General features: G+C 54.2%; 7 protein-coding genes and 1 pseudogene. 5 read left to right on the top strand and 3 right to left on the bottom strand.

What is annotated here, in order from left to right; translation table 11 throughout:
* From ACESLU_RS07435 to ACESLU_RS07415, 5 genes are all read left to right on the top strand, one after another.
* A partial coding sequence (locus ACESLU_RS07435) for a PVC-type heme-binding CxxCH protein (RefSeq protein WP_372637303.1) occupies window positions 1-1807 on the top strand: 1807 nt, incomplete at its 5' end.
* Window positions 1808-2000: 193 nt separating this feature from the next.
* Window positions 2001-3257, top strand: coding sequence for an FG-GAP repeat domain-containing protein (locus ACESLU_RS07430; RefSeq protein WP_372637300.1), 1257 nt, complete (start codon window positions 2001-2003; stop codon window positions 3255-3257).
* A gap of 127 nt (window positions 3258-3384) precedes the next feature.
* Window positions 3385-4512, top strand: coding sequence for a Gfo/Idh/MocA family protein (locus ACESLU_RS07425; RefSeq protein WP_372637297.1), 1128 nt, complete (start codon window positions 3385-3387; stop codon window positions 4510-4512).
* 219 nt (window positions 4513-4731) lie between these two features.
* Window positions 4732-5568, top strand: coding sequence for a fumarylacetoacetate hydrolase family protein (locus ACESLU_RS07420; protein WP_372637294.1), 837 nt, complete (start codon window positions 4732-4734; stop codon window positions 5566-5568).
* A gap of 2 nt (window positions 5569-5570) precedes the next feature.
* Window positions 5571-7130, top strand: coding sequence for an aldehyde dehydrogenase (NADP(+)) (locus tag ACESLU_RS07415; protein ID WP_372637291.1), 1560 nt, complete (start codon window positions 5571-5573; stop codon window positions 7128-7130).
* A 225-nt stretch (window positions 7131-7355) separates the two neighbouring features.
* Here ACESLU_RS07415 and ACESLU_RS07410 read toward each other — a convergent pair whose 3' ends face one another.
* From ACESLU_RS07410 to ACESLU_RS07400, 3 genes and pseudogenes are all read right to left on the bottom strand, one after another.
* Window positions 7356-8450, bottom strand: a complete 1095-nt coding sequence (locus tag ACESLU_RS07410; RefSeq protein WP_372637287.1) for an NAD(P)/FAD-dependent oxidoreductase — start codon at window positions 8448-8450, stop codon at window positions 7356-7358.
* 378 nt (window positions 8451-8828) lie between these two features.
* Complete coding sequence (pncA, locus tag ACESLU_RS07405; protein WP_372637284.1) at window positions 8829-9443, bottom strand: bifunctional nicotinamidase/pyrazinamidase; 615 nt, start codon at window positions 9441-9443, stop codon at window positions 8829-8831.
* A 16-nt stretch (window positions 9444-9459) separates the two neighbouring features.
* Window positions 9460-10230: pseudogene (locus ACESLU_RS07400) on the bottom strand (nicotinate phosphoribosyltransferase); the annotation flags it as partial.

The raw sequence follows: 10230 nt of genomic DNA, 5'->3' as shown, positions 1-10230 counted from the left end.
CACCCTGGCCGCCTCTGAACCGGATGTCGTTCGCCCGATCGCCTTCACCCTGGATCACCGGGGACGCCTGTGGGTGGCCGAAGCGCATACGTATCCCGAGCGGGCGCCGGAAGGGGAAGGGGAGGACCGCATTCTTATTTTTGAGGATACCAGCGGTGACGGCAAACTTGACAGACGCAAAGTCTTTATCGAAGGGCTGAACTTGGTCAGTGGTCTTGAAGTGGGACACGGGGGCGTGTGGGTAGGTGCGGCGCCGAATTTACTGTTTATTCCCATCGACGAAAGCGGCGATACCCCCGCCGGTGAGCCCCGGGTCCTGTTGAACGGCTGGGGCTACCAGGATACCCACGAGACCCTCAACAGTTTCCGGTGGGGGCCCGACGGCTGGCTTTATGGCGTGCAGGGGATATTTACCCAGTCCAACGTTGGCAAGCCCGGGACTCCGGAAGATCAGCGGCAAAAGATCAATGCGGGGGTTTGGCGGTATCACCCGACCCGCCACGAATTCGAGGTGTATGCTCGGGGGACCAGCAACCCGTGGGGACTCGATTTTAATGCCTACGGCCATCCCTTTATGACCGCCTGCGTGATTCCGCACCTGTTTCACGTGATACAGGGTGCGCGGTACCATCGCCAGGCCGGCGACCACCAGAACCCTCATACCTATGATGACATCAAAACCATCGCCGACCACGTCCATTGGGTGGGAGATCAGGGTCCCCATGCGGGCAACCACCGGTCGGGCTCAGCAGGGGGCGGCCATGCCCACGCGGGAGCGATGTTTTACCTGGGGGCCGACCACTGGCCGGAGGAATTCCGAAGTACGCTGTTTATGAATAATATTCACGGGTTCCGCATGAATGCAGATAAGATTGAGCGCGAAGGCTCCGGCTACAGCGCCTCGCATGGAAAGGATTTTCTAAAGACCCACGACTCCTGGTCGCAGTGGCTGGATTTCCGGTATACCCCGGGCGGCTCGGTCTGGGCCATTGACTGGTATGACAAAAACCAGTGTCACAGCCCGAACCCGGATGTTCATAATAAGACATTGGGACGCATTTACAACATTCGCCACGAAGAAGATGAGCATGTGCGGGTGAACCTGAAGGAGAAATCCAGCCTGGAGCTGGTGGAATACCAGCGGCATACCAATGAGTGGTACGTGCGGCACGCCCGCCGTATCCTGCACGAGCGGGGGCCGGATGAGCGGGTGCACGAGGCCCTGCGGGAAATGTTACAAGAGAATCCCGATATAACGCGGAAGCTCCGCGCGCTCTGGGCGCTTCATGTGACCGAAGGACTGACTGATCAGGAATACATCGATCTGCTGGATCATGAAAACGAGTACCTGAGAAGCTGGGCCCTGCAGCTGCTGGCCGAGGATAAAGAAATTCCTGACGAGGGACTTAAAAAAATAGCCCGGATGGCCCGGGATGAAGACTCTGCGTTAGTCCGCCTGTATATCACCTCGGCGCTCCAGCGCATAGCGCCGGACCAGCGCTGGGATATCGTGGAGGGGCTTTACGGCCATTCCGAAGATATCGGCGACCACAACCTGCCGCTGATGGTATGGTACGGGACCGAACCGCTGGTGGCCCGGGATATGGACCGGGCCCTGGACCTGGCTATGAAGGCTGAACGCCCCAAAATTCTGGCCCATACGATTAAGCGTATCGGGGCTATCGGGATGCCGGAGGCCCGGAAGCTTCTTAAAGAGGTAGAGGGACAATTGGAACAGAAGCCGCAATCGGATCGATACGATCAGGCCCGCCGGGAGCTGGAGATCATCCTGGGACAAGCGGATTAATCGACCATTATTTATTATACTGCAGGAAACTTCGAAAAACCAGGGGGTTCGTTCAATGCCAATACCTGAGTGATTTCAAAACCGTAGTGTATAGACTCTACATGAGGATTTCGAAATCGCGTAAATGTAGAGGATGGCAAAACAACGGTGTTGCAAAGCTTTCACTGTAATGAAACGGATAAGCAAGTCCCCCATGAAGAAACAGCATAAAATGAAATCGTTGCGTGCCATGAAGAACTCATCATCCAACCCGGTGAAAATCCCCCTGCTCGGGGTGGTCCTGTTGCTGTGTCTCTCCTGCCAGCCGTTATGGGGGCAGGGGTCCGGACACGAATTTGAGAAAATCCAGTTGTCTTCCACCTTTTATGCGGAAGGCGCCGGGATCGGTGATATCAATGGCGATGGCCGCCCGGATGTGGTGGCCGGCCCGTACTGGTATGAAGGGCCGGACTTTGCCGACAAGCATGCCTTTTATGAACCCCGGATGTTTGATCCCCGCAACTACTCCGACAACTTTATTGCCGGGGTGGATGATGTAAACGGGGACGGTAGTAATGACATCCTGGTGGTGGGCTTTCCCGGCGAGGCCGCCTACTGGTATGAAAACCCGGGCGAGTCCAACGGCTACTGGGAGCGTCACCTGATTCACGAGTCCGTGGATAACGAGTCGCCGCAGTTTTATGATCTGGACGGGGACGGGTCCCTGGAGCTGGTCTTCCACACCGGGGGAAGGCTGGGATATGCTGCGCGGGATGCGGAGGATCCAACCCGCCCGTGGTCGTTCACGGCGGTTTCCGGCCGACACGACTGGGGCAAATTTACACATGGACTGGGGATCGGCGATATTGACGGCGATGGACACGAGGATATTCTCAAAAAGGAAGGGTGGTGGGAGAACCCCGGAACAGATCAGATGGATAGCCGGTGGAGGTATCACGAAGCCGCGTTTGCCGGTCCCGGGGGCGCCCAGATGTATGCCTTTGATGTGGACGGGGACGGGCTCAACGATGTGATCACCAGCCTCGATGCCCACGGGTGGGGCCTGGCCTGGCATCGCCAACACCGGGAGGGGGATGAGATACGGTTCGAGCAACGCTTGGTTATGGGTTCTTCCCTGAGTGACAGTCCCTATGGCGTGCGATTTTCTCAACCGCATGCCCTTGAGCTGGCGGATATGGACCAGGACGGGGTCAAAGATGTGATATCCGGAAAACGATTCTGGGCCCACGGTCCGCAGGGCGGATTCGAGCCCAATGCGCCAGCTGTGGTGTACTGGTTTAACCTGCAGCGAGGCGACCCCGGAAGCGCGGGATTTGTGCCCTACCTGGTGGATGACGACTCGGGTCTCGGCGTGCAGATTGCGGCGGGAGATTTGACCGGCAACGGCTATCCCGATATTGTGACGTCCAACAAGAAGGGGACGTTTGTTTTTTTGAACCATCCCCCATAGTCCCCCGGCTGATACGGCTGTCACATAAGCCGGAACCGCTCGATGGAACGCCTGGACAACCGAGAACTGCAAGAAGCCTAAGAAATAGTAACAACGGTAACATTCAGAAAATAAATACCATCATATTATGCCAGACAATCAAGTAAACATAGCGATTATCGGACTGGGATTCGGAGCGGAATTTATCCCTATTTTTCAGAAACACCCGGATGTAAATATGTATGCAATCTGTCAGCGTACCGAGTCGGAGCTGAATGAGGTCGGCGATGCATTTGGCATCGAAACCCGGTACTCATCCTACGAAGAGCTGCTGGAGGACCCGGCCATTGACGCCGTCCATATCAACACGCCCATTCAGCTGCACGCGGAGCACTCGCTGATGGCCCTGCGGGCCGGCAAGCACGTTTCCTGTACGGTCCCCATGGCCACAAGTATCGATGAGTGCGAGGAAATTATCGATACGGTCAACGAAACGGGTTTAAAGTATATGATGGCGGAGACGGTCGTCTACAGCCGGGAGTACCTGTTTGTCAAGGAACTGTATGAAAAGGGCGAACTCGGCAGGATCCAGTACCTGCAGGCCAGCCACCCGCAGGATATGGAAGGCTGGCCGGAGTACTGGGAGCGGATGAAGCCCATGCACTATGCCACCCACGTGGTCAGCCCGGTGCTCGGGCTAACGGATGCGCGGGCCGAATACGTATCCTGCTTTGGATCGGGCCGGGTTAGCGACGACCTGGTTGAAAAGTCGGGCTCCCCGTTTGCCGTGGAAACCTGTCATATTAAATTAAAGGATTCCGATCTGTCCGCCCATATCTACCGTTCGCTGTTTGATACGGCCCGGCAGTACCGGGAAAGCTTTGACGCCTACGGGTCCAAAAAATCCTTTGAATGGCCACTCGTTGAAGGAGAAAAACCGGTCATTCACACTGCCAAAAAACCGGAACCCGAAATTCCCGAACGCGTGGAAGTCCCCGATTACGGACACCGGCTGCCGGAGGAGATCCAGGAATTTACCCAGGAAGGCGTCTACGATGCCGACGAGCACGCCCACCTCTCCTTTATCCAGGGCGGGGGACACGGGGGCTCGCATCCGCACCTGGCCCATGAATTCGTGGCGGCAATCCGGGAGGACCGTGATCCCTACCCGAATGCCGTGCAGGCAGCCAACTGGACCTGCGTGGGACTGCTGGCCCACGAGTCGGCCATGGCGGGCGGGGAAATAAAGCACCTCCCGGAATTTACGCTGGACTGAGTTGAGATCCACAGTTTAATTAATGAATTTCCCGCAGACTCTGTCCCGGGGTCATCTATTCATTTACAGGCCGAATGTTCTGGTGAGTTGCGTTTTCTTCGGGGTTGCCCTATTTCGATCGGGTATCTGTGGGGTTCCAATACCTACGTCTATTCACCAGCCGACGGAGAGCGGGGCAAACGTAACCTGTAACTGGAAATAACTACCATCGTGATAATCATGAAGGCATACAAGATAAAACATAGTATCCTATTGGAACACCAGAATAAGTTTTACCTGCTGGAAGACAACGATTGGGATCCGTTTATTAACGATGACGATCTGTATGAAAAAACAAAGCGTCTTGTGTCATCCATTACCCCGATGGACAATGGACCGGATCTGATCGCTGATGAGTTGGAGCCCCCTGTAGATGGCCAGGAAATATGGGCCAGCGGGGTTACGTACTATAGCAGCAAACTGGGTCGCGAAGAAGAGTCAAAAGAAGCCGGGGGCAGTGATTTTTACGCCCGGGTATATGATGCTGACCGCCCGGAGCTTTTTTTTAAGGCGACAAAACATCGCACGGTGGGTTCCGGCGGGTATGTGCGGATACGCGGGGACTCCACCTGGGATGTCCCTGAACCAGAACTCACGCTGGTGATTACCTCCAATGGCACTATTGTGGGATACACAATCGGAAACGACATGAGTTCACGCAGCATTGAGGGAGAAAATCCGCTGTATCTGCCGCAAGCCAAATGCTATGACGGTTCTGCGGCCGTAGGTCCCTGTATTTATGTGACCGATCAGCCATTACCGCCGGAAACCACCATTGAGCTAAGCGTGGAGCGGGATAACTCAGTTGTATATGCAGATGAAATTACAATCGATCAAATCAAACGAAATTTTACTGAACTTGTTTCTTACTTGTACAAAGAGTGCTCTTTTCCCTGTGGCAGCCTGTTGATGACGGGAACGGGGATCGTGCCCTCTAATGAGTTTACGTTACAGCATGATGATGAAATCAGCATTACGATTCAACCCATTGGTACGTTAATCAACAAAGTTAGATAAATATGACACTTACAGGTCAAAATTTTATTGGTCGTAACCGTTCAGCTAACGGCAGTAAAACATTTAAAGGAATAAATCCGGCAACAGATGCCGAGTTGGAGCCTCAATACGTTGAGGCTACGAGCGACGAAGTAGATCAGGCCGTACGGAAAGCAGAAGAAGCATTCAACGAATACCGCCAGGAGAGCAAGGCCAAACGAGCTGAATTCCTGGAGGCTGTGGCCGATGAAATAATGGGGCTTGGTGACGCCTTAATTGAACGCTGCAGTAAAGAGACGGGGCTAAATGAGGGACGCCTGACCGGGGAGCGGAGCCGGACCGTCAACCAGTTGCGGCTCTTTGCCGAGGTCGTCCGCGAAGGCTCATGGGTGGACGCCCGGATCGACCGCTCGGATGCTGCCCCGGATGTACGGAGCATGAAGATGGCGCTGGGTCCGGTCGCCGTTTTTGGCGCGAGCAACTTCCCGCTGGCGTTTTCAGTGGCGGGCGGGGATACAGCATCGGCACTGGCTGCCGGATGTCCCATTGTGGTAAAGGCACACCCTGCCCATCCCGGCACCTGTGAAATGGTGGCCGGTGCGATCCTGAAAGCGGTTGAGAAAACCGGTATGCCGGATGGCACGTTTTCCATGGTTCAGGGTATTTCATATGATGTGGGCACGGCCCTCGTCACGCATCCGCTTATCAAAGCGGTTGGATTTACCGGTTCCTTTAAAGGAGGGAAGGCCTTGTATGATGCTGCCGCCAACCGTTCGGAACCGATTCCGGTATATGCCGAAATGGGCAGCACCAATCCTATCTTCCTGCTTCCGGGAGCACTGAAGGAGAAAGGCGGTGAGGTTGCCGAAGGATTGATGAACTCAGTCAACCTGGGGGTCGGACAGTTCTGTACGAATCCCGGTCTTGTAGCCTACGAAGAATCAGATGACGCCCAGGTGTTTCACCGGTCGTTAGCCGAGCATTTTAAAAAGGCGGGAGCGGGCACCATGCTGACTTCGGGTATCCGGTCGGCTTACAAGGAAGGCCTGGAAACCCTGCTTCAGCAGGAGGGGGTACAACTGGTCGCTTCAGGATCGGGAAATGGATCACCGAATACCGGAGTCCCCCATCTTTTAAAAGTGGACTCCAAACATTTTCTTGGCAACGATGATCTGGAAGAGGAAGTATTCGGCCCTTCTACGCTGACCATATCAGCTGAGGGAAAAGCAGATCTGATTGAGATTGCGCAGAACCTGCAGGGTCATCTCACTGCTACGCTGTACGGAACAGAAGAGGACCTGGAAGCCTATTCCGATTTGATTACGGTGCTGCAGCGAAAAGTAGGCCGCCTGATCTTTAACGGCTTCCCGACGGGCGTTGAGGTAAACCATGCCATGATTCACGGGGGGCCTTTCCCCGCTACTACTGACAGCCGTACGACCTCGGTAGGTACCTCGGCCATTGACCGGTTTGCGCGTCCGGTATGTTTCCAGGATTTTCCCGACAGTCAGCTTCCGGAAGAGCTGAAGGATAAAAATCCTCTTAATATCTGGCGATTGGAAAATGGTAAACATACGAAATAGAATACCGGGGAGTATATGCTTGGCCATTTCTCTGCTCAGCATGTTAAGCAGCTGTTCAAAAAATGATTATGTAGAAACTACGTCAGAAAGGACCTATTACCCGGACAATTTGCCGTTCGGCTTCCAGCAAATCGTCCATTTTATCCAATTTTTCAACCATGCGCTGGTACTCTGGGACATCCCTGTCTTCGATTTTTCGGAAAGTGATAACACGATATCTACATGTCAATTTTTTATACGCCCGATATCCACCTCCGGGTAGAGGTCGGTCCCCCGGGTCAGGTGATCCACATAGTGTTCGGCCAGGAACTTGCTGTAGAGCAGTCCCTTGGAGCCCAGGCCCGTAAAAACATGCATGAATGGATGCTCGGGGTGCCGTCCCAATATCGGCTTCCGGTTCGGCGTGGAGGTCCGTACGCCCGCCCACTGTTCAACCGTCGTTACCTTTTCCTCCAGCCGGGGGAGCGTCCGCCGCATGCGTTTGCGAAGGTATTGCTCGCCTTCTTTGTCCGGCCTTACATGCTCAAAATCGTGCTCGTAGGTGCTGCCCTGCACAAAAGTATGATCGTCGCCGGTGCGGGCCATATAACCCAGGCTCGAGATGGAGTGGGAGAACGACAGCGGTTCCTCTCCGTTCCTGAACGTCGCAACCTGTCCCTTGATCAGGTGAAGGGGCAGCCAGTCCCAATAACCCGACTCCGTCGTGCCCCGGCCGATCGCAAAGAGGAGATGTTGGGCTTGCACCGTGATGTCGTCAAAGGAAATGTGCCACTCGTTTTGCGCCCGGTGGATGACGGGTTGCCTGTCCGTCCACAATTGGAGCCCGCCCTCCTGCAGGAACCGGGCATACGCCTGCAGATAAGCCCCGACATTCACCGACAACCCGATAGGGAGCCACAGTCCCCCGTTGACGCAGGTAATACCCGGGTGCATCTCTTTGATTTCTTCTTCTGTTTTCCACTGGCACCAGCCGTCGGGCCAGGAGGTCTTTTCGTGCTGGGCCTTCATCTTGATGGCCATTTTTTCGAGCAGGGCGGGGCGAAGCAGCCCGTTATGCCGGTAAAAGGACTCCTCCGCCTGCTCCTGGACTTTGGCCAGGTTCCGGGCTATTGCTTCGTAGCACTGTTCGGCTTTCCATGCTTTGGTCGCCCGCCGCCCGGTAGCCGGGTTAACGAGTCCCCCGGGCGTTCCGGAAGCCCCGCCTGCGATGGTATTTTTGTCAATGACTACGGTTGCAATATTCTGCTCCAGGAGGGCATCGGCCATAGACAGGCCCGCCAGTCCCGCTCCGAGAATACAAAAATCTGTTTGATGATGCATACGCATGAACCTTTTTTTGATTAGTATCTAATAGCATATTCCCTCTTGTTCCTTTTGGCTTGATTCAATAGGAACTTAAAAGATCAAGGCTGAGAAAAACTAAGCGTTCGGCGGTTGCTTCGGCTGCGGGAAAAATATAAACTCATCCGACTTGCGGCGGATTCAGGCATATATTTTTCATCTTCCTTCGCCTCACTCCCGCCGCCCGGGAACGCTTACTTTTCAAGGCCGGCTTTCATTTGTCGTTATCCGAAGGGTAGCTTAAACGAAGAACGTTGTCAGTATTGAAACATGGTATCCGGCATCCAGAAAATATCCTGTCTAAAGGCTAATTAGACAAGGTATTATTATTCATTTTATATTGAACACGGATACCTGTTATGACAGCAGATCTTCCGAAGATACTTTTCGGGCACCGGCATCCAGCATCTCGTTCCACGCCTGTTCTACGGATCCCTCGATATCGATGCCTTTCACCGCTTCTTCTACCACATACAGGTCAAACCCCTCTTTGATACCGTCCAGAACGGACCATTTTACACAGAAGTCGGTCGCCAGTCCCACCGCATAAAGCGTGTCAATGTCACGCTCGCGGAGATAGCCGGTCAGACCCGTGGTGGTAGTGTCATCGTTCTCGAAAAAAGCGGAGTAGGAGTCGATATCTTTCCGGAACCCTTTGCGGATGATAAGCTGAGTCCGGTCGGTCTGCAGGTCCGCGTGAAAATCCGCCCCTTCGGAGCCCTGCACGCAGTGATCGGGCCAGAGCGCCTGGGAGCCGTAGGACATCTCCATGGTTTCGAAAGGTTCCCTGCCTTCGTGCGTGGAAGCAAAGGATGAGTGTCCGGCGGGATGCCAGTCCTGCGTTTGAATGACGGCATCGAAAGTCCTTGAAAGCTTATTAATCACCGGAATAATAGTATCTCCGTCAGGCACTTCCAGCGCTCCGCCGGGACAAAAATCATTCTGTACGTCAACAATCAGCAGTGCTTTCATAGTCGTTCAGGAGTCTTTATTTCATCTTTTCAGTGAGTGTATCGCGTAAATGTAATAGTTTTTCGCTAAGGCCCACCTTGTAGATATGCGGGTTTTCAAATCGTTTGTGTTCGGGATTTAGCTTTTTCAGTCGTTCCTGTGCATACCGGGCGCTTTCAGAGGGAGAAGAAGGCGTGATTTGCTGCTCTCCCTCTTGAAAAACGGGATGCAGCAGGGGTTCCGCCTCTAAGGCCGTTATGTCTGTATACTTGGCAGGGTAGAAAGGGTGGCGGATAATATTGCTCTCATCATTCTCTGCAAGGAAAATACCGTCTCCGTGGAAACGGCCATTGTTCTCACTGTAGCGCACCACCTTCTTGCGTCCGGGCAGCGTCGTCTTCTCCACATTCTCGGAAATCTTCAGTTTCGGTTTGCCGTTGATCGCGGCCAGCTTGTAGACCCCGTCAAGAGCGGGGGTCTCATAGCCGGTGACCAGCCGCGTGCCTACGCCAAAAAGATCAATCGGGGCATTTTGACTGATCAGGCTTTTAATAAGCCGTTCATCCAGCTGGTTGGAAGCGGCAATCTTTACGTAATCCAGTCCCGCATCGTCCAGCTGTTTTCGCGCCTTGCGGGCAAAGTAGGCCAGGTCCCCGCTGTCGAGCCGGATTCCCTTCAGGCGGTGTCCCTTCTCTTCCAGCTCTTTGGCCACGGTGATGGCATTCGGTATTCCACTTTCGAGGGTACTGTAGGTATCCACCAGCAGGATACAGCTATCGGGATAGAATTCCGCATATTTCCGGAAAGA

This window comes from Fodinibius sp., assembly GCF_041642155.1.
GTDB lineage: Bacteria > Bacteroidota > Rhodothermia > Balneolales > Balneolaceae > Fodinibius.
This window is presented reverse-complemented; position numbering and strand designations above follow the sequence as displayed.

Bases quoted from the DNA above. Each gene is read 5' to 3' on its own strand.
- ACESLU_RS07430 (WP_372637300.1), top strand. From the start codon at position 2,001: ATGAAGAAACAGCATAAAATGAAATCGTTGCGTGCCATGAAGAACTCA.
- ACESLU_RS07425 (WP_372637297.1), top strand. From the start codon at position 3,385: ATGCCAGACAATCAAGTAAACATAGCGATTATCGGACTGGGATTCGGA.
- ACESLU_RS07420 (WP_372637294.1), top strand. From the start codon at position 4,732: ATGAAGGCATACAAGATAAAACATAGTATCCTATTGGAACACCAGAAT.
- ACESLU_RS07415 (WP_372637291.1), top strand. From the start codon at position 5,571: ATGACACTTACAGGTCAAAATTTTATTGGTCGTAACCGTTCAGCTAAC.
- ACESLU_RS07410 (WP_372637287.1), bottom strand. From the start codon at position 8,450: ATGCATCATCAAACAGATTTTTGTATTCTCGGAGCGGGACTGGCGGGC.
- pncA (WP_372637284.1), bottom strand. From the start codon at position 9,443: ATGAAAGCACTGCTGATTGTTGACGTACAGAATGATTTTTGTCCCGGC.